Source organism: Empedobacter sp. GD03865 (assembly GCF_029840775.1).
Taxonomy (GTDB): Bacteria; Bacteroidota; Bacteroidia; order Flavobacteriales; family Weeksellaceae; genus Empedobacter; species Empedobacter falsenii_B.
Map to the genome: position 1 here is coordinate 1 of NZ_JAOCDF010000002.1, position 20,538 is coordinate 20,538.

At 31.9% G+C, this 20,538-nt stretch carries 20 protein-coding genes; 9 read left to right on the forward strand and 11 right to left on the reverse strand.

The window, feature by feature from the left end; genetic code table 11:
- Nucleotides 1–378: 378 nt before the first annotated feature.
- Nucleotides 379–558 carry a hypothetical protein gene (locus N5D46_RS00945; RefSeq protein ID WP_280048942.1) on the forward strand — a complete coding sequence of 60 codons (180 nt, stop codon included), beginning with the start codon at nt 379–381 and terminating at the stop codon, nt 556–558.
- A gap of 428 nt (nt 559–986) precedes the next feature.
- On the opposite strand, the gene N5D46_RS00950 is transcribed toward N5D46_RS00945, so the two are convergent.
- Genes N5D46_RS00950 through N5D46_RS00965 form a run of 4 tightly spaced genes read right to left on the reverse strand, consistent with a single transcriptional unit; the run spans nt 987 to nt 5,377 of the window.
- Nucleotides 987–2,120: an efflux RND transporter periplasmic adaptor subunit gene (locus N5D46_RS00950; RefSeq protein WP_280048943.1), complete on the reverse strand. Its 1,134-nt coding sequence runs from the start codon at nt 2,118–2,120 to the stop codon at nt 987–989.
- Nucleotides 2,121–2,144: 24 nt separating this feature from the next.
- Nucleotides 2,145–3,401, reverse strand: a complete 1,257-nt coding sequence (locus N5D46_RS00955; RefSeq protein ID WP_038335695.1) for an ABC transporter permease — start codon at nt 3,399–3,401, stop codon at nt 2,145–2,147.
- The gene (locus tag N5D46_RS00960) at nt 3,401–4,630 is read right to left on the reverse strand and encodes an ABC transporter permease (RefSeq protein WP_038335694.1); all 1,230 of its coding nucleotides are present in this window, start codon (nt 4,628–4,630) and stop codon (nt 3,401–3,403) included. The genes N5D46_RS00955 and N5D46_RS00960 overlap by 1 nt, the downstream gene beginning before the upstream one ends.
- Before the next feature lie 57 nt (nt 4,631–4,687).
- Complete coding sequence (locus N5D46_RS00965; protein ID WP_038335693.1) at nt 4,688–5,377, reverse strand: ABC transporter ATP-binding protein; 690 nt, start codon at nt 5,375–5,377, stop codon at nt 4,688–4,690.
- A gap of 173 nt (nt 5,378–5,550) precedes the next feature.
- On the opposite strand from N5D46_RS00965, the gene N5D46_RS00970 reads away from it, so the two are divergent.
- From N5D46_RS00970 to N5D46_RS00980, 3 genes are read left to right on the forward strand one after another with little or no spacing between them, the layout of a single operon-like run.
- Nucleotides 5,551–6,051: a transcriptional regulator gene (locus N5D46_RS00970; protein ID WP_125349104.1), complete on the forward strand. Its 501-nt coding sequence runs from the start codon at nt 5,551–5,553 to the stop codon at nt 6,049–6,051.
- Between the two features lie 52 nt (nt 6,052–6,103).
- On the forward strand, nt 6,104–6,451 hold the full coding sequence (locus N5D46_RS00975) for a hypothetical protein (protein ID WP_115001203.1): 348 nt from the start codon (nt 6,104–6,106) through the stop codon (nt 6,449–6,451).
- Nucleotides 6,452–6,463: 12 nt separating this feature from the next.
- Nucleotides 6,464–6,838 carry a hypothetical protein gene (locus tag N5D46_RS00980; protein ID WP_115001205.1) on the forward strand — a complete coding sequence of 125 codons (375 nt, stop codon included), beginning with the start codon at nt 6,464–6,466 and terminating at the stop codon, nt 6,836–6,838.
- Between the two features lie 42 nt (nt 6,839–6,880).
- On the opposite strand, the gene priA is transcribed toward N5D46_RS00980, so the two are convergent.
- A complete protein-coding gene (gene priA, locus N5D46_RS00985; RefSeq protein WP_280048944.1) occupies nt 6,881–9,340 on the reverse strand; it encodes a primosomal protein N' in 2,460 nt (819 codons plus the stop codon).
- 148 nt (nt 9,341–9,488) lie between these two features.
- On the opposite strand from priA, the gene N5D46_RS00990 reads away from it, so the two are divergent.
- Together N5D46_RS00990 and N5D46_RS00995 are read left to right on the forward strand one after the other, a co-directional pair.
- Nucleotides 9,489–9,800 carry a hypothetical protein gene (locus tag N5D46_RS00990; protein WP_280048945.1) on the forward strand — a complete coding sequence of 104 codons (312 nt, stop codon included), beginning with the start codon at nt 9,489–9,491 and terminating at the stop codon, nt 9,798–9,800.
- Between the two features lie 67 nt (nt 9,801–9,867).
- Complete coding sequence (locus N5D46_RS00995) at nt 9,868–10,176, forward strand: hypothetical protein (protein ID WP_038335687.1); 309 nt, start codon at nt 9,868–9,870, stop codon at nt 10,174–10,176.
- A 50-nt stretch (nt 10,177–10,226) separates the two neighbouring features.
- Here N5D46_RS00995 and N5D46_RS01000 read toward each other — a convergent pair whose 3' ends face one another.
- Nucleotides 10,227–11,399 (reverse strand): proline dehydrogenase family protein, encoded by a 1,173-nt coding sequence (locus tag N5D46_RS01000; protein WP_115001213.1) that lies wholly within the window; start codon nt 11,397–11,399, stop codon nt 10,227–10,229.
- Between the two features lie 133 nt (nt 11,400–11,532).
- Nucleotides 11,533–11,781: a type B 50S ribosomal protein L31 gene (locus N5D46_RS01005; protein ID WP_038335685.1), complete on the reverse strand. Its 249-nt coding sequence runs from the start codon at nt 11,779–11,781 to the stop codon at nt 11,533–11,535.
- Between the two features lie 294 nt (nt 11,782–12,075).
- On the opposite strand from N5D46_RS01005, the gene N5D46_RS01010 reads away from it, so the two are divergent.
- Nucleotides 12,076–13,464 carry a hypothetical protein gene (locus N5D46_RS01010; RefSeq protein WP_257468169.1) on the forward strand — a complete coding sequence of 463 codons (1,389 nt, stop codon included), beginning with the start codon at nt 12,076–12,078 and terminating at the stop codon, nt 13,462–13,464.
- A gap of 32 nt (nt 13,465–13,496) precedes the next feature.
- Here the strand turns inward: N5D46_RS01010 and N5D46_RS01015 are convergent, their stop codons facing one another.
- The 4 genes from N5D46_RS01015 to N5D46_RS01030 are packed head-to-tail and all read right to left on the reverse strand — an operon-like array spanning nt 13,497 to nt 16,266.
- Entirely contained in the window at nt 13,497–13,958 is a 462-nt protein-coding gene (locus N5D46_RS01015; protein WP_147280014.1) for a hypothetical protein, read from the reverse strand.
- Nucleotides 13,959–14,014: 56 nt separating this feature from the next.
- Nucleotides 14,015–14,473, reverse strand: a complete 459-nt coding sequence (locus N5D46_RS01020; RefSeq protein ID WP_115001214.1) for a S24 family peptidase — start codon at nt 14,471–14,473, stop codon at nt 14,015–14,017.
- 12 nt (nt 14,474–14,485) lie between these two features.
- A complete protein-coding gene (locus N5D46_RS01025) occupies nt 14,486–15,820 on the reverse strand; it encodes a Y-family DNA polymerase (RefSeq protein ID WP_347881014.1) in 1,335 nt (444 codons plus the stop codon).
- Between the two features lie 17 nt (nt 15,821–15,837).
- Nucleotides 15,838–16,266 (reverse strand): hypothetical protein, encoded by a 429-nt coding sequence (locus N5D46_RS01030; protein ID WP_280048946.1) that lies wholly within the window; start codon nt 16,264–16,266, stop codon nt 15,838–15,840.
- A gap of 271 nt (nt 16,267–16,537) precedes the next feature.
- On the opposite strand from N5D46_RS01030, the gene ccsA reads away from it, so the two are divergent.
- A complete protein-coding gene (gene ccsA / locus N5D46_RS01035) occupies nt 16,538–19,828 on the forward strand; it encodes a cytochrome c biogenesis protein CcsA (RefSeq protein ID WP_125349100.1) in 3,291 nt (1,096 codons plus the stop codon).
- 116 nt (nt 19,829–19,944) lie between these two features.
- Nucleotides 19,945–20,538: a glutathione peroxidase gene (locus N5D46_RS01040; RefSeq protein WP_181816287.1), complete on the forward strand. Its 594-nt coding sequence runs from the start codon at nt 19,945–19,947 to the stop codon at nt 20,536–20,538.

The following is a 20,538-nucleotide window of genomic DNA, read 5'->3' on the forward strand; positions in this document are numbered from 1 at the left end:
GTAATACTTATTTTTTAACTAACAAATTTTATTTCAAAATTTTTTAAAGTTTTTATTTTAATAAGTCAAATTTACTTTTACTTTTACTTTCAAACTCCTTTCGGAATCAGTTTGCAAAGGTAAAACTTATTTCTAAACTCGCAAATTTATTTTTAAATAAATTTCATCATTATATAAGTACCTATGTCAATTTCAATACTACTCGTCTTTCGTATTGAGGTTGCAAATATACGCCTGTATTATTCGTTTTTCCAAACATAATTTACATTTATTTTACATTCTGTTCTTAAGTTATTGGTATGACGGGAAATATTTTTTGAAATGTTTGACGGTTTACGCTAAACGGTAGACGAAATAGAGAAAAACAATCAGTGAAAAATGAAAAATTGGAGAAGATTTGTAGTTTTGATTGACATTTTTATTGAGAAAAAGGAGGGTTTACGAGTTACAATTTTGGATTTACCTAAGGAAGATATCATGATTATAAATAAAATTTTTCTTTTACATTATTTAGAATGCGATGCCGAAACGAGTTCAGCAGGACTAAATATTATATAATTTTTACAGCAATGAAATGATTAGAAGGTGATGGTTTGCTAAATTAAGCAAAACAGCAGTGGATACTTTGTAGTTATCGACTAGGGAGAATTGTTGCGAAGCGACAATGATTTATTTAATATAGTTAATATATTGTATAGATGTAATGTTGAAACGAGTTTAATATGACATCATAATTAAGCTTTCATAGAAAACTCTTTAATAAAGTGAGCTTATTCTTTATAATCCTTATACCTCTTCACGTGATGAGATGCTGAAACAAGTTCAGCAGGATAAACTGGGTATAATATGGTGTAATATACAGATTCTTCATTGCGCTGAATCTACATTCAGAATGATAGGTTTTTATTACAATTAATATAGAGAAGCTCGAATGATAGATAAAAGAAATACAAAAGGAGAACATTTAGTTCTCCTTTTTTATCTTATTAATGTGGACCGTTATCGTTTCTGTCTTTTTCTAAATCGGTATTCCAAATTTTGATTTTATCTGTTTTTTTCAAGCCAGATTTTACTTGAACATTCACTCCGTCTGTAATTCCAAGAGTGATGTATTTCTTTTCGTATTTTGCATCTTGTCCTTTACCAGAAGTAAGAATCTCAACATATGGTTTTTGGTTTTCGTCGTAACGAACATGCGCTGATTTTACCAACAATACATTTTTTGCTTCCTGCGTTACAACCTCAGCATTTGCAGAATATCCCGCACGAATAAAGTTATCTGAATCTAATTGAACTGGTGCTTTAATCTCGAACTGAACTACTCCATTCGTTGCAACTCCTTGAGGCGAAATAAAATCAAGAATCGCTGTAAAAGTTTTGTTCGGAATTGCACCAATCGATACATTAATTTTCATTCCTTCTTTTAATTTACCAACCTCAGCTTCGTCAACTTTTCCTTGGAAAATCATTTTCTTAACATCAGCCATCGTAGCAATAGTAGTACCTGTAGAGAAATTATTAATCTCTTGCACCATATTCCCAACCTCAACAGGAATATCTAAAATCATTCCCGAAGTAGTTGCTGTAATACGTGTTGTTGCATAAGCTTCCAAACCGGGAGCAATACCTGTTTGCGCAACTTTGTAATCGTTTTCGGCAGCTTTTAATTGTTGTTGAGCTGACTTATATGTCGCATTTGCATTGTCATAATCTGCACGAGGCAAAACACCTTGATTATATAAAGTTGATGTTCGATTGAAATTACGACGTTCTTGATCGACCGTAATTTGAGCCGCTTGAATAGACTGACGAGCTGCATTTAACGACTGAACATTTGGAACAACTTTCAGTTCACAAATCAACTGACCACGCTCTACATATTGTCCTTCAGCAACATTAATCGATTTTATAACACCCGAAATATTTGGCTTAATTTCAATTGTTTCCAACGGTTTTAATTCACCAGTTGCAACAGCTTTCACCTCTATATTTCCCATAAAAGGCGTTGTCGTTTCATAAACTTCATTGTCTTGGCTATTCTTTTTACCGAAATATGCAATCACACCGATTACAGCACCGATAAAAACGACAATCATCAAAATCTTTAGAAATTTTTTCATTCTTCTATATCTGTTAAGTTTTAGTTATTCATCTCTCAAAGCATCAATAGGTTTGATTTGAATTGCACGTTGAGCAGGAATCAATCCCGCTAAAGTTGCCATAATCACCATCACTGCTAAAGCTGTAAAAAGTGTAAACAAATCGATTGACGCATTATATAAAGGTATGTTTTTATTTGATGGAATGATAATTTCGTTGAGAACCATTAGTAAAAGTGCTGCAAAAATAATTCCGCCTAAACCTGCAATTAATGTTAAAACTACTGATTCTAACAAAATTTGTCCTCGAATTTGAGCAGGAATTGCACCTAATGCTCTTCGAATTCCAAATTCTTTTGTTCGTTCTGAAACTGTAATCAATAAAATACTTGCAATCGCAATAACCCCGGAAAATAATGTCATTCCTCCTACAACAATCGCTAGGAACTGCATTCCTTTTACGAATTTCATAATCTTTCCAAGCATTTCACCTAAATTAAAACCACCAATTCCCTGGTCGTCATCTGGCGAAATATTTTTAATTTGTTTCAGATATGTTTTTAATTCTTTTTCGAATGCTACAATATCATAATTATTAGGTAAACTCAAACTTAAATATTGAATCGTTTCTCCTTGATTGTATATTTTTTGAAATGTTGTAAACGGAATAAACACTTGATCTTTACTCTCTACAGGCGAAGAAGGTGTGTCGTAAACGCCGACAATTGTATAATAACTATCGCTAATTCTGATTTCTTTCCCTAAAGGTTTCGGTTTATCACCAAAAAATTGTTCGGCAACTTCAATTCCAATTACACAAACTTTCGATTCAGTTTTGATATCATCTTCATTGATAAAACGACCTTGAATAATATCTTTCCCAAACATTCGGTTTTGGTCTGGGTAATCTCCATTAACCGTGTAAAAATTATATTTTGTTCCGTAAGTTAATATTGAATTTGGTTTCGAGTTTCGAGGAGCTAACAACGAAATTTGAGGAAAACGAGCCTGAATTTGACGAACATCACTCATTTTCAATTCAATTGTGCGACCTTTTTGAAATCCTTGATATGGCATCGATGTCGTTCCTCCCCAAACAAATAATGAATTGGTTGCAGCATTTGCCAAATTACGGTCAAAACCATTTTGCAAACCACGTGTAACTCCTAACAATAATACAAATAAGAACATTCCCCATGCAACACCAATCATTGTTAAAATAGTGCGCAATTTATTTTTGCGAATCGCCGCGTAGACTTCGCTCCAAGCATCTGGATCAAAAACAAATTTTATAAAGTTCATTATTCGTCTCTTAAAGCATCAATAGGTTTAATACGTGCTGCATTCAAAGCTGGAATTAATCCAGAAACTGTTCCTGCAACAAATAAAATAATACAAGCCATTACCAACGAATTAGTTTCTACACCTGGATTATAAATAAAATATTCTTCTAAGCTATCTCCAATATTTTCTACAACAAGTGCCGCTAAAGCAATTCCTATTGCTCCGAAAATAATTGTAATCATAATTGCTTCTTGTAAAATCAGTCCCAAAACATTGGCTGGTGTTGCGCCTAAAGCTTTTCGAATACCAATTTCTTTGGTACGCTCTTTTACACTAAACACCATAATATTTCCGATACTTACGATTCCTGCAATCAAACTTCCTCCACCAATTACAAATACAATAATTGTCAGAATCAAGAAAAATTGATTGGTATCTTCCATTGCATCAGCCGCATTTCGCACCCAAATTCCACCATAATCAGAAGGTGCAACATTATGTCGACCTTTTATATTATATTCAATTGCATTTGCAAGTTTAGAAATGTCAGCCAAAGCCATTCCATCTTTTGGTGTTACAATAATCGATGATACTTTATCTGTAGCATAAATCGTTCTAAACGTTGTAAAAGGTGCATACAAAGCACGCTCGGCATTATCACCACCATCTTTACTTTCGAAAACACCAACCACTTGATACATACTTGAACCTAATTGCAAATACTTACCAATCGCAATCTGATTTGGAAAAAAATCTTGCGCAACCAATCGTCCAATAACAATTGATTTGGACTGATTCTCCATATCTTTTTTATTGATAAATCGACCAAGCGTTACATTTTCATTAATCATTGATTCATATTCTGGATAAACTCCAGTAATTGAATAACTTCCTGAATTAGCTTCATTTCTAATCGTATCACTTTTCGAAATTGTACTTACAATCGATTTTATTTCATCTGGAAAAGAATGTTTAATAAAATCAAAATCTTTTACATCCAATTCAATTGTACGTCCTTGTTTGAAACCATTGTAAGGTTCTGTTGTTGTACCTCCGTTAACGGTAATATTTAATGAATTTGCTTTGAAAAATTCTTGTTGAAACCCGTTCTGCAAACCATTTCCCAATCCATACAATGTAATAAACACAAAAAGCGCCAAAGCGATTGTCAAACCCGACAATGCTGTACGCAATTTATTACTTGCAATGGACGACCATATTTCGCTCCAACGGTCTGTATCAAACATATTTTATATTTAAGATTCTTTGATTTATGATTTACGAAGTTTGAGATTCGAAAATCATTAAACTCTTACTTGTTCTACTTTTTCGTCACTTACAATTACACCATCTTTAAGACGAACAATACGTTTACACATATTTGCAATATCATCTTCATGCGTCACCATTACAATTGTTTTACCTTCGTCATTAATTTCTTGAATCAGGTGCATTACTTCTTGCGAAGTCTTTGTATCCAGCGCTCCTGTAGGCTCATCCGCCAATAACAATTTTGGTTTTGCAGCCAATGCACGCGCAATTGCAACACGTTGTTTTTGTCCACCCGAAAGTTCATTTGGCATATGAGTAGCCCAAGGCTCCAACCCCACTCTTTCCAGATAACTAAGCGCTATTTTATTTCGATCCGATCGTTTTACTTTTTGATAATACAACGGTAACGCTACATTTTCTAATACATTTTTGAAACTAATTAAATTATAAGATTGAAAAATAAATCCTAAAAATTTGTTTCGATAATTAGCCGCTTTAGTTTCGTTTAACTTCTCAATTCTAACACCGTCCAATTCATAAATACCTGTATCATGCTCGTCCAACATTCCAATGATATTCAATAAAGTTGATTTCCCCGAACCCGAAGATCCCATAATCGCAACAAATTCGCCTTCCGTAATCTCAAGGTTAATTCCTTTGAGTACGTGAAGTTTGTTTTTTCCCATTATGTAGGATTTATTTAAATCTCGAATAGATATCATAGATTGTTGTAAATTTCAATAAAGATAACAGATAAGTCGAAATTATAAGAAAAATGTTACAAGCAAGTTTAAGATTTATCTTATAAATAGCGCTAAAATATTTTTCAAAATTAATTTTCAATAATTTTTGAAAGTATAGAAATTTATATATATTTGTGTAAATAATAATTGCAATGAAATTAGAAGAATCAAAAGAAAAATTTGTTCAAACTTGGGGAACTTTCGCTGTTAACTGGGGAATAAATCGTACTATGGCACAAGTTCATGCATTATTATTAACTTATAGTGAACCGATTTCAACTGATCAAATTATGGAAGAATTACAGATTTCGAGAGGAAATGCAAATATGAACTTGAGAGCGTTGATGGATTGGGGAATTATACGAAAAGAGCTAATAAAAGGAGAACGTAAAGAATATTTTGTTGCCGATAAAGATGTTTGGTATTTATTCAAACAAATTACAAAGGAACGCAGAAAGCGTGAAATAGAGCCAGTAATTGATTTTTTAGATACATTAAAAAATATTGATGATCAATCTGATGACGCAAAAGAATTTGCTAAATTATTACAAGATTTATCTTCTGTTTCAACAAAAATCAATAATATAATGGACCTTGCCATCAAATCTGATGAGCATTGGTTGGTAGGAAAAATCACGAATTTGATGAAATAATCAATTCGTATTTTTTTGAATCACAAATTTCAAAAATTATTGAAAATTCAATATGTATAATATTATTTCGTATATCATTTATCTGATTATTACTTTCTACATCACCATTTTTATTGGTTGGAAAGTGTATAAAATTGGTTTTGTGTACTTGACAAACTTAATCGATAATCATTCTGTTTGTCAATCGATTAATAATCTTTTATTGATTGGATACTATTTGGTCAATTTAGGTTTTTCGGCAATAAGTTTACAAAACTGGGAACAAGTTGACTCCATTACCATCATGTTTTCTTCATTGTCCTACAAAATTGGATTTATATTATTAATCCTCGGAATATTACATTTTATTAATTTATCAATTATTTATATTGCAAGAAAAAGCAAAAAAATAAACACTTAAACACAGCAAATTATGACAAATTACAATCTAATTGCATATTTGGTTTACTTACCAGTGGCAATATTAATGACAATCGCAGTTTCTAACGTTTTATTCAAAAATGGAAAAATATTTATGTACGATATTTTTCATCAAAAAGAAGATATTGCAAGCGCAACAAATTCATTGTTCAAAATTGGTTTTTATCTTTTGAATATCGGTTTCGCCATGCTAATTGTTTACATGACTTCTATCGCTACAACCGAAGATTTAATTGTAAAATTAAGTACAAAAATTGGTGGTTTCGCCATTTATTTAGGAATAATGTTGATGCTAAACCTTTTCTTATTTATGAAAGGCAGACGACGATCTTTACAACAACAATATTTAAGAAGTTTAGAATCTTAACAAGAAAACCTCCCAAAAGTTAACTTTTGGGAGGTTTTTATTTTAAACTGGATCAACATCAACATCAATTCGTACCGAACGAAAAGCTGCAATTGTATGCAATTGATCTATTTTTGCTTGAATTAAATCTTTTACTTTTTGAGGTGATTGATTTGGTCTAATTTTAATCATCACATCTGTAATATACAAATTATTGATTCTTCCAATCGAAGGCGTTTCTGGACCAAGTAAACATTTTGCATCAAAACTTGGTTTAAGCAAAACGACTAATTGAGCCGCCGTTTTATCCAAACGCTCTTTATTTTTATGCTTGAAACGCAACTTGATTAACCGTGAATAAGGAGGATACAAGAATTCTTTTCGCTCATACAAAATATCTTTCATCGTTGGTGCATAACTGTAGGTTGTGACATTTTGCAAAATCTGATGTTCTGTCTGAAAAGATTGAATCAATACTTTTCCTTGTTCTTGACGACGACCTGCACGACCAGAAACTTGCGTTAACAATTGAAACGCTTTTTCGTGCGCTCTAAAATCAGGAAAATTTAACAAAGAATCTGCTCGAATAACACCAACAAAATTAACATTTCCAAAATCAAAACCTTTTGTAATCATTTGCGTTCCAATTAAAATATCAATTTCTTTGTTCTCAAAATCTTCGATCAATTTTTCGTACGCAAATTTCCCTCGCATCGAATCGACATCCATTCTTCGAACTTTTGCTTCAGGAAAAATTGTTTGAACTTGCTGTTCTATCTGCTCCGTTCCCAAACCTTTTGTATTCAATTCGTGCGAACCACAACTTGGACAACGCAAAGGTTTCGCTTGCGCATAACCACAATAATGACATTTGAGTTGATTAGAGAATTTATGATACGTTAAACTGACATCGCAATTTGGACATTCAGGCGTATGACCGCACGTATTACATTCCATAATTGGCGCATATCCACGACGATTCTGAAATAAAATGACTTGCTTTTTTTGATGCAATTGATTGAAAATTTCATCACGAAGTGTATGCGAAATATCTTCTGTAATTTCTTTTTCCTTTTGCGCTTTTTTGAGGTCAATCAAATTAATTTCGGGTAATTTTATACTCCCAAAACGTTCAGTTAATTCGACATAACCATATTTTTTATTTTTCGCATTATAATAACTTTCAGCCGAAGGTGTCGCTGAACCTAACAAAACCTTCGCATTCATCATTCCTCCAAGCAACATCGCCATATCGCGCGCATGAAAAAATGGTTTTACATCCATTTGTTTATAAGAAGATTCGTGCTCTTCATCCACGATAATCATTCCCAAATTATCAAAAGGCAAATACAACGCTGTTCGTGGACCAATGATAATATCAAAATCGCCATTCAAGGTTTTCTGCCACAATTCTACACGTTCATTTTGATTGAATTTCGAATGATAAACTCCTACTCTTTCTCCAAAATGTTTTTTGATTCGATGAACAATTTGCGTTGTCACAGAAATTTCTGGTAATAAGTACAACACTTTATTTCCTTTCGCAATTACTTGCTCCATCAATTTTAGATAAATTTCTGTCTTTCCGCTTGACGTTACGCCATGTAACAAAACAGTCGATTTATCTTTAAAATCTTCTTTAATTAGATTCAAAGCTTCAGTTTGTTTCAAGGTCAATTCAGCAATTTCAGCAACTTCTTTCTCATCTTCATCTACACGAGAAGTTTGATGTTGATAAATTTCAACTGCTCCTTTTTCTGCTAAAGATTTAAGTACAGCATTTGTCGCACCTTGTTTTATAAAATCTGCAACTTTTAGCGGTTTTTCTTGTGATTGCGTTTCTAACGTAATCAATTGCAACAAGGTTTCGCGCTGTTTTGGTGCTTTATTTAATTGATTTAAAATCTCGATAAAGGCAGTTTCATTTCCTTTTAAATCTGGATGTAATCGGACATAATTATCAATTTTTGGCGTATATTTTTCGTTCAGTTTTTCATCTAACCGAATAATTCCTTTATCAATTAATAATTTAAGTGTTGGAATTGCTGATTTCTCGTCTACAATTAAAGCTGCTTCTTCAACTGAAATGATTTCACGCAATTTCAACGCTTCAAAAACTAAGAATTCATAATCATTTAGCTCTTCAATTGTTTCATAATTTGGATTAATTAATCGAACAAAAGTTTGAGATTCTAATTTTAATGCAGAAGGAAAAGCATTTCGAAAAACATCGCCCAGTGAACACATATAATAATTCGCCATCCATTCCCAAAAATTAATTTGCGTTTGCGTCACCAAAGGTTCATCATCCAAAAAAGCATGAATCGCCTTTGTTTTGTATAATTCTGGCGCATTTTGATGAATAGAATGTACAATTCCTGTATATAATTTTTGCGTTCCGAAAGGCACGGAAACACGCTGACCAACTTTAATTTGCTGTAAATCAATTTCAGAAAGATGGTATGTAAATGTTCCATTTAATGAAAGTGGTAAAATAATTTCGGCAAAATAATTCGTTGTCATTTTATATGATTAAAAACGCAAGTTAAACATTTTTTTGTGTTAAGAATGAAGATTACAATTGCTTAAAATTTCACAAATTATTAATATTTCATTTTCAGATAGTTTGAAGAATTAATACTAATTTTAAGAGAATTCAAAAACTATCATTATGTTACATGCCATTTTAGATCAGATTTCGGAATCGGAAAAACCAATTATAAAAATCATTTTCAGAAATGATGATACGCGTGTTGTTGCTTTTGGACTAAAAAAAAGTTTGAAATTAATCGATCATCAATTACCTGTAAATGCAAAAATTTTGATGTTGAAAGGTGAAATAGAAATTGACTCGAAAATTGAGATTGTCAATCTAAAAGAATTTGACGAATATATTCTTCCTCCAAAAGTTATTCATCAAGTGACTTCTTTACAAGATTCGATGATGTTGGTTATTCTAAATTTTAATGAAAAAAGTTTTTAAAATAGTTAAGCTCTGTTTATTTACTCTATAAAAAACTTTATATTTATGATTATTAATTTATTAAAATATGAAACTACTTTTCACATTAACTACTCTCTTTACCTTAGCCCTATCTTCTTGTAGTACAAATATCAAACACGATCGATTATTTACAGGAACAATTGTGAGAGATTGTACAGGAACTTACATTCGTGTTGATGATAAAGAGGATTATTTGGTTTGTAATAATGAAATGCTTTCGGACAAAAAAGAAGGTGAAACAGTAAGTGTTATTTATGATTTCGAAAAAACATGCAAAGAGTTAGAAAATAAAGCAACTTGTATGATGTATCACGAACATAAAGGCAAGATTAAAATCAAGAAAAATAATAATTAATCAAAAAATCCACTCAAATTGAGTGGATTTTTGCTTTATATAAAATACGATTATTTCGATTTTTTACGACGCTCTAATTCTTTTTCAATCAGCATCAATTCGCGTCCTGTTTGTCCTGCAACAGAAGTGTTTTCTTGTGCTCGACGAACCAAGTAAGGCATTACTTCTTTGATTGGCCCGTAAGGTAAATATTTTGCAATATTGTATCCTAAATGCGCCAAGTTGAATGAAATATTATCACTCATTCCAAATAATTGTCCAAACCAGAAATTTGGATTATTTTTCTCAATTCCGTTTTCGTTCATCAATTTGATTAACAATTCGCAACTTTCTTCGTTGTGCGAACCTGCGAATAAACCAAAACGCTCGTGATGAGAAGCAATAAATTCTAACGCTAGATTATAATCTCTATCCGAAGCTTCTTTGTTTGGTTGAATTGGAGATGGATAACCTTCGGCTTGCGCACGTGCACGCTCTTTCTCCATATATGCTCCACGCACAATTTTGAATCCTAAGAAATATCCTTCGCGCTCTGCTTTTGCATGCATTTCTTTCAAATAAGCCAAACGATCATGACGATACATTTGCAACGTATTCCAAACTAATGCACGTTTTGTGTTATATTTCACCATCATTTCGTCAGTCAAATCATCTGCAGAACCTTGCATCCAAGTTTCTTCTGCATCTACCATGATATTAACATCCAAATCATATCCTTTTTGACATACTGCCTCGAAACGTTGACGAATATTAGCCCAAGATTTTTCTTCTTCTGCAGTTAACGTTTGTTTCTTCCCTACTTTTTCAAATAATTCGATTCGACCAAATGCAGTTGGTTTAAATACTACAAATGGAATTGATTGATTAGATTTTGCTAAATCAACCAAGTGTAACATAACGTCACGAACTTCGTCAAATTGTTTTTCTTCTGTTAATCCTTCGATAGAATAATCTAAAATAGAACTTACGTGATATTTAAATAATTCATTTGCGACAACCACACCTTGTTCTGCCGTTTCTCCTCCTACAAATTGTTTGTAGATTGTTTCACGAATTACAGGTTTTACGAATGGGATATCTACCGCAAATGGTAAATTAAAAAACTTAGTTCCAAAACTTGTCAATGCGGGGCTTCCGATTAACTTGTATAAGTAATACGCTTTCTTTAAATCTTTATCTGATTTCGATTCGAAAGCAAACTGTGTATTGTCGAATAAAGACATGTGAGTTAACTATTTTTTGTGTTAATATAACGTTACAAATTTATAATTAAAACCTGATTAAACTAAAAAAAACCTACAAGAAATTCTTGTAGGTTTTTGATATATTTTAAAGATTGCAAATAGTTGCCTATTCTTATCCTTTTTTAGCGTATTTGCTTCTGAATTTGTCGATACGTCCTGCAGTATCAACCAATTTAGTTTTACCTGTGTAAAATGGGTGAGATGTAGAAGAAATCTCCATTTTGATTAATGGGTACTCTACTCCGTCAACAACTAATGTATCTTTAGTATCAGCACAAGATTTTGTGATGAACACATCTTCGTTAGACATATCTTTGAATGCTACCAAACGGTAATTTGTTGGGTGGATATCTTTTTTCATTTTTTTAATCTTCTTTGTTAACTTTATTGGAGTGCAAAGATAATATTATTTACAGAATGTTACAATCAATTTTATTGAAAAAACATTTAAAACAATACATTAAGCAAATTTAATTTCGAGTGTAATGGGCTTCTTAAAATTAAACCTGCACTTCTTGTACACATTTTTCGTGGTGCAAATATAAACATTTTAGTAATTCGTACAAATATTTTTGGTGAATCTATTCATAAAAATCTATTTTTTATCTTTGTCCATCTACAATAAAACCTATTATTTGCTGTTTAAACTTATATAATGAATCATAATTTTATGAACGTAAAAACATTAATCGCCGGACTTGGTATTGCTTCTTTGATTGGTTTTCAATCTTGTCGCGATGATTTTGACTATGATCCAATTAGTTCTGAATTGCGTTTTAGCAAAGATACCGTTTCCGTAGATACCGTATATAATTTTTCTAAATCTGAAACTTATCTTCTTAAAATTTATAATCCTGAGAATGATGATCGCGTAATTCCAAAAATATATTTGACACGTGGAAATAATTCATTTTTCAATATAAATGTAGACGGAAAAGCAGGAACAAGTTTCGAAAATGTGCCGATTCGCAAAAAAGATAGTTTATTTATTTTTGTTGAAGTAAATGCACAAGAAGCGCCTCTTAATCCACTTTACGATGACGAAATTAACTTTAAAACAACCAATTCTTCTAAAAAAATCAAGTTACTTTCTTGGATAGAAAAAGCTAAAATTCATACAAAAGATGCTACAATTTCTTCTGCAAATTGGAATATGGACGAAGCCCAAGTAATTGACGGAAATTTAACTATTACAAGTGATTTAACAATTGATAAAGGTGCAAAAGTTTATTTCAAAAAAGGAGCAAGTTTAACAGTTGGAAACAATGCAAAACTTACTGTAAATGGAGCTTTGAATGAAGAAGTGAAATTTCGTTCAGCTCGTCATGATAATAAATACGATTCGATTCCTGATCAATGGAACAAAATCGAACTAGCTCCAAATAGTACATCAAAAATCAATTATGCAAAAATTATTGGTGCAGATACTGGTTTACACGTAAATAATTCGAAATTAGATATTAGTAATGCTAAAATTGTTAATAATCAATCGTATGGAATTTTAGCAACAAACGCTACAATTACAGGTTACAACTTGGTGATGAATAATAGTAATTTGGCAACTTTAGCAATAGAATATGGTGGTTCGTACGAATTTTATCATTCTACTTTTGCCAATTATTACAATTTTGCGACAAGTGCTGGTCCAGCTTATTCGCTTTTCTTGAGTAACGAAAACAATGATAAAAATGTTTCGGCTTTGACAAAAGCAACGTTCGGAAATTGTATTATATATAATGAACGCACGCCAAATGCTATTTTATTGGATAAAAAAGATGGTGCGGCTTTCAATTATTTATTTGACACCAATGTTATTCACAATGCGGATACTTCAGTATTAAATGTGACAACTGCGCCAAATTTCTTGGCAAGTATTACGTTAGATCCGATGTTTGAGAATACAAATTATTTCGCAAATAAATTAGCTGTGAAAAATGAATCACCTGCTAAAGGGAAAGGAAAAATATCTTTTGCGCAACAATATCCGTTAGATTATAACGGACAACCTCGAGGAACAACTCCTACAATTGGAGCATTTCAATAAAATAAATAAGGTCGAGTAAAACTCGACCTTATTTATTTATTATTTAACTGAACAGATACTTTTCCTTTAAAATCATCTCCTTTAAAATTGATTCTATAACTTTTATAAGATTCTAAATGAATAGATTCTTTTTTATTCATTTTTCCTTTCGAAGCACTACCTATTTGAGTTAATTCTTTTCCTGTATAATCTACAATCGAAAAATCCATTAAACCATTTTTTTGTTTCACTTCATAATCTAATTCAAGTTCTATATCTTGATTTGTTTTCAAGAAATAATAAACTTCTCCTTGCATTTGTGTAAAGTCCAAAACGATTTGATTATTATTTCGTCTAATCACTTTTGTTGCTGAATATGTTGTTCCTTCTGTTTTATAAATTCCATCAATACTCAAATATCTTGACGCATTCGTTGACACATTCGAAACAGTTGAAATTGTCACGCAAGATTGCACCAACATCACTGCAAAACACAATAAAATAAATTTTCTCATAACATCATATCTTTACTATTAAGATGCATGTTTTATAAAAAAGTTACAACAAAGATTTAAATTCTATTCGTTATTTCTCGTACCAAAACACCAACAACTCCTAAAATAACCACCTCATCATTTTCGTGTATTTGAACACAATCTTTGTAATTTAGATTTATCGCAATCAGTTTATTGTTTATTTTATCAAAGCGTTTCAACGTATAATCTTCATTATTAACAGAAACAATAATATCATCGTGATGCAACGGAATAAGATCTGTCCGAATCACCAAAATATCATTTTTTTGATAAACAGGATACATCGAATCTCCACCAACGACAATCAAAAAAGTAGATTCGGGATGCGTTAAATAACGTTCGTCCAAACTTATTCTATCGTCCACAAAATCTTCTGCAGGTGAAGGAAATCCAGCATTTACATGACCAAAATTCGGAATATATTTTTTCTCACCATCTGTATTTATAACAAAAAGGTTGAGTTCTTTGTCTAACATTTTTATCTCTCCATTCATTTTTTCTATCGTTTAATACACCACCAACAAATCTTTCCACTTGGTTGTATAACAAGGTGATAAATTATTTTGACGCATTTTCCACGTTTTATTCAAATCTTGCGAAGCTAATTTTATTTTTGCCGCACCAAATTTTTTGTTCAACAAATCGATGACTTTCATCAAATCTGGGTGATTTGGATTTTCTTCTTCAAAAAGCGATAATTGTTTTTGATCTGACGAAACAATTCCAGACACCACTACTCCAGCCTTTTTGTACTCATAACCATCTTTATAAATTTGCTCAAACGCTTTAATTGCAAATTTGGACAACGTTATACTTGAATTCGATTCGTAAGGTAAATGGACCGAAATTGTACGGTAATATTGTGGTTTATTTCTATCAAAATTATTGGTCTGAATAAAAACTGTAACCAAATTGCAAGAAGAATTCTGTTTCCGAAGTTTCTCTGCACACGAAACCGCAAAAGTAGCAACACGCTCTTTTACATATTCAAAATCGTTGGTATATTCTTCAAAACTACGCGTCGTTGCAATACTTTTCTTTGCCGAAATCGCTTCTAAATCTAACACCGCTTCACCTAACAAATCTTTTTTCAAACGCAAACCTACTATCGAAAATTCTTTCCGAAGAAAATCATCTTTTAATTGTACAAAATCCAACGCTTTATTGACACCGATCATTCTCAAACGTCGCGACATTCGTCGACCAATTCCCCAAACATCTTCAATATTTAACCATTTTAACGCTTTATGGATTTGTTCTTGAGTCTGAATAATATAAACCCCTTGATGAACTTCTGGAAATTTTTTCGCAATATGATTCGCTAATTTCGCCAAGGATTTTGTTGGAGCAATTCCTACACAAACTGGCAATTTTGTAAATTGATATATTTTAGATTTGATTTCTAATCCGTAATTTTTCAAATCAAAACGATCAAATCCATTCAATTTTAAGAAACATTCGTCTATCGAATAAATTTCCTGATCAGGCGAATACAACGATAAAATCGACATTACACGATTGCTCATATCCGCATATAATTGATAATTTGACGAAAAAACTTTGATTTTTTTCTGTTCAAAAACACGTTGAAATTGATGCGCAGGCGCACCCATTGGAATTCCAGCTAACTTCGCTTCAGCAGAACGCGAAATTACACAACCATCATTATTAGACAATACTACAATTGGCTGATGAAGAAGCTTCGGTTGAAAAACACGATGGCAACTGGCGTAAAAATTATTACAATCTATCAATGCGAACATAGTACAAAGTTGAGAAGTTAAAACGCCACATTGTGTCATCGAAAATGTTAATTTATTCCAAAACAAAAAACCACTCAAATGAGTGGTTTGTATCCTTATTTAATTTTATATTTTTTATGCAAATCTTTTATTACAACAGCTGGTTCATAAACCGTTTGAAATTTTATTGGTTTACTGTTTTTGAAATATTGTACTTTCAGCCACGTATCATTATTATCTAACTTTGTATAGCTGTTACTTTTTTCCAAAATTTTATCGTTCACCGTACTTAAAATTGCAAAATAATCGAAGTTATTACGTTGACCAATTTCTGCTGCTCTCAACAAAGCATAATCAAACGTTTTGTCTTTTTTATTGTATTCGTTTCCATCAAAACTAACAATATACGTATTATTGTTCACCTTTTCTTCGGTATACCCACCTGTACCATTATCTTTTTGGTATGCAACAGCCTTGCTGTTATGACAACTTGCTAAAGCAAAAATAAATGCTGTAGCACATAAAATTTGAGTTAATTTTTTCATATCATTATAATTTAGTTATTGTTCTTTAACAAAAGTTGTTCCTTTTAAGATATGTTTTTGATATTTCTAAATATTTTCTTAACAAATTATTTTTGAATAAAATACTTTGTTATAAACATTTCTGATTAACAGTGTGTTTTTTAAACATTTAAAATCAATTTTGGCACAACATATTTAACATTCTATTAACTCATTGATTCTAATAAAAATCATTTAAGTTTTAATGCTTTATCTGATAAACTCACCTATTTTTGTAAATCAATTATAAGTAATGAGTAAATTAGAAAAATATCTATTTTCTACCAGAACCATGACGGTCTTGCTATTCATCTACGCAATCGCCATGGGTTATGCCACTTTCATTGAAAATGACTACGATACGGCTACTGCAAAAGCTGTTATTTACGAGGCAAAGTGGTTTGAGGTATTAATGATTTGGTTGATCGTTTTGTTCTTAATGAATATCAAACGATACAGATTATGGTCAAAGGAAAAATTGCCTTTATTGGTTTTCCACTTAGCATTTTTGTTTATTTTTATTGGAGGAGGAATTACTCGTTACATCAGTTTCGAGGGTGAAATGCCTATTCCAGAAGGAGGAACAAGTAACGAAATTACATCGTACAAATCTTATTTCAAAATGATGGTTGATGATGGTACACAACGTTTAGCGTACGACAATCATCAATACAACATGACGTATTTTGACAGAAAAGATAGTACAAGTTCTCTGTTCCGTAGACACTTTGAAGGTGAATATCAGTTCAAAGATAAAGTCATTAAATTAAAAACTTTTGATTACGTACCTCACGCTTTAGATACAGTTGTAAGAAAAAAAGAAGGAATTAATGTTTTAGAAATCGTGACAGTTGGACAAGCTGGACGTAATTCTGTTTTCATCAGAAATGGTGAAATAAAAAGTGTTAATGGAACTTTAGTTTCGTACAATAGACCGCAAGATGGTGCGGTACAAATTACTGGAGAAGGAGAAAATTTGGTTATCAAATCGCCTTTCGAAGGAGAATATGTACAAATGGCTGGACAACAAGTTGGACAAATTACAGACATGCAAAAATTGCAAGAAGGTGCTGGAAAAGTTGAATTTAATGTTCCTGCTCCATTAAAACTACGTTCGTTATATACAATCAACGGAGCGCAATTTGTAGTTCCAAATCCGGCTTTCAAAGGTGAAGTTTTATATAGACAAGGTTCTAAATTTAAAGCAGAAGAAAAGAATCTACCTGGTGCAATTAGAGCCGAAGTTATTGTTGGTGATAAACGCGATACAGTGACAATTGTTGGTGGAAAGGGTGTCACAAATTATTCTGCTGATGTACAAATTGACGGAATGAATATTTCGTTAGGTTACGGTTCTAAATTAGTAAAAGTTCCATTTAGCATTCGTTTAGATGACTTTATTTTAGATCGTTATCCTGGTTCTACAAATCCTTCTTCTTTCGAATCTAACATTACAGTTATCGACGAGGGAAAAGAAACAAAACATCACATTTATATGAACAATGTAATGGATTATAAAGGTTACCGTTTCTTCCAATCGAGTTATTTTCCAACGGAAGACGGAACTATTTTACAAGTTAACCAAGACTGGTGGGGGACTAACATTACCTATTTAGGATACTTCTTATTATTTGGAGGAATGTTTGTTTCATTATTCTGGAAAGGAACTCGTTTTACGCAATTAAACTCTCTATTAAAAAGTTTACATACCAAAAAAGTAAATATTTTACTTCCATTATTTTTACTTTCTGGATTAGCATTTGCTCAAAATCCAAGTACTACTGATGGAGGAAAAAATGGACATCAAAAAATTCAGACTGATTCGGAAAAAGGGAACGTTCATTCATCAGAGCACATTGGTAGTTTTTCTACAAAAATGGCTGATGGAGATGAATTAGCGAAGAATGTAAAAATTCCTGACGAACACGCTGATAAATTTGGTCATTTACTTACACAAGATATCGAAGGACGTATAAAACCTCTTAATACACAAGCTTTAGAAATCCTTAGAAAAGTTTATAAAAAAGATAAATTCCACGGATTATCTGCCAATAAATGGTTTATTTCTTTGCAATTAGACCCTGCTTATTGGGTAAATGCTCCGATGATTGAAGTTGGAGATAAAGGAGGAGATCGTTTAAAGAAAATTACAAGCGCAAACGAAGATGGTTACACATCTTTAATGAATTTGATCGATCCAAAAACGACTCGTTTTAAATTAGATAAAGCCTATAACGAGGCATTCTCAAGAAAACCTTCAGAGCGTTCTAAATTTGATGAGGAAGTAATTAAGGTTACAGAGCGTTTCAATATTTTAGATCAAACTGCAAAAGGATATCAATTAAAAATAATTCCAGTTCAGAATGATCCTTCAGAGCGTTGGACTTCTTGGATTTATCAAACACAAGAAAATCCTGTAGAAATCGATACAATGGCACTTGGAATGATTAGTGTTTATTTTAACATGGTTTCGAAAGGATTAGAAAATGGTAATTGGACGCCTGCAGATAATGCGGTAGATTATATCGATAAATACCAACAAAAATGGGGTAAAAATGTTGTGCCTTCTCCAACAAAAGTTGAGATAGAAGTGTTATACAACAAATACAACGTTTTCTTTTGGGTGATGATTGCTTATTGTATGGTTGGTGGAGTTTTAATGATTTTATCCTTCATTCAGTTATTTTCAGAAAGCAAAGCGCTTCATCGAATTATCAATGTTTGTTTGGGATTAATATTTATTGTCTTTATCGTACAAGCCGCAGGACTTGGTGTTCGTTGGTATTTAACTGGACACGCACCTTGGTCTAATGGTTACGAAGCCATTGTATTTATTTCATGGATTAGTGTTTTAGCTGGATTGTTATTATACAAAAACCGAAACGCATTTATTCCAACAACAGGAGCTATGGTTGCTGTAATTATGATGGGATTTGCACACGGAGGTTCTATGTTAGATCCACAAATTACACCACTTGTTCCTGTACTAAAATCATATTGGTTAATTGTACACGTTGCGATTATCGTTTCATCTTATGGTTTCTTTGGATTAAGTGCTATTTTAGGAGTTTTCTCATTAATTATCATGATGATTAAACCAAATAAAAAGATTGAAATTTCGCTAAAAGAAATGACTTACGTTTCTGAAATGTCATTAACAATTGGTATTTTCTTACTTACCGTTGGTACATTCTTAGGAGGTATGTGGGCAAACGAATCTTGGGGACGTTACTGGTCTTGGGATCCAAAAGAAACTTGGGCTTTCGTTTCTGTAATTGTTTATGCAGTTGTTTTACATATGCGTTTAGTTCCAGGATTGAGAGGGAAATTTGCCTTCAATGTTGCAGCAATGTGGGCTGTTTGGACAGTAATTATGACGTATTTTGGCGTTAACTATTACTTATCTGGATTACACTCATACGCAGCCGGAGATCCAATTCCAATTCCATTCTGGGTTCCTGCAACAGCAGTCGCAATGTTAGTTTTATCTATTGCAGCTTGGTATTTCCAAAACAAAGTTTACCACGTAAAATCAAAAAATTAATTTCTTTAAATATTATAAAATAAAAAAGCTCATCCAAAGATGAGCTTTTTTATTTTAACCTACTTTAACTTACAAATCGTAACATTTTTTTTTAAATTTGTTTAAAATAGTACGCAATGAAATATTTATTCATCGGATTTTTAGGGCTATTTATAGCTTGTAATGCGCAAGAAACTAAGAAAGTTTCTAAAAAGCAAACCATTCATCAAACAACAAAAACACCTCAAAAAGTGAACAAAATTTACGATTATACATTCAAGGATATCAATGATGACGATTTTAATTTCGCTGATTTGAAAGGAAAGAAAATCTTAATCCTTAACACAGCTTCAAAATGTGGTTACACACCTCAATATGATGCTTTAGAAAAATTGTATCAAGAATATAAAGATCAAGGATTAGTAATTGTTGGATTTCCTTCAGACAATTTTGGAGGTCAAGAATTTGACAACAACGAAGAAATTGCAAGTTTTTGTAAATTAAATTATGGCGTAACTTTTCCTTTGATGTCAAAAAGTGATGTAATCGGAAAAAATCAAAATGAAATTTTCAAATTCTTAACAAAAAAATCATTGAACGGAAAATCTGACAATGATGTAAAATGGAATTTTACAAAATTTTTGATTAACGAAGACGGAACTTTAGAGGCTTCATATCCATCAAAAGTAACTCCAGATTCAAAAGAAATAATAGATTGGTTAAATAAATAG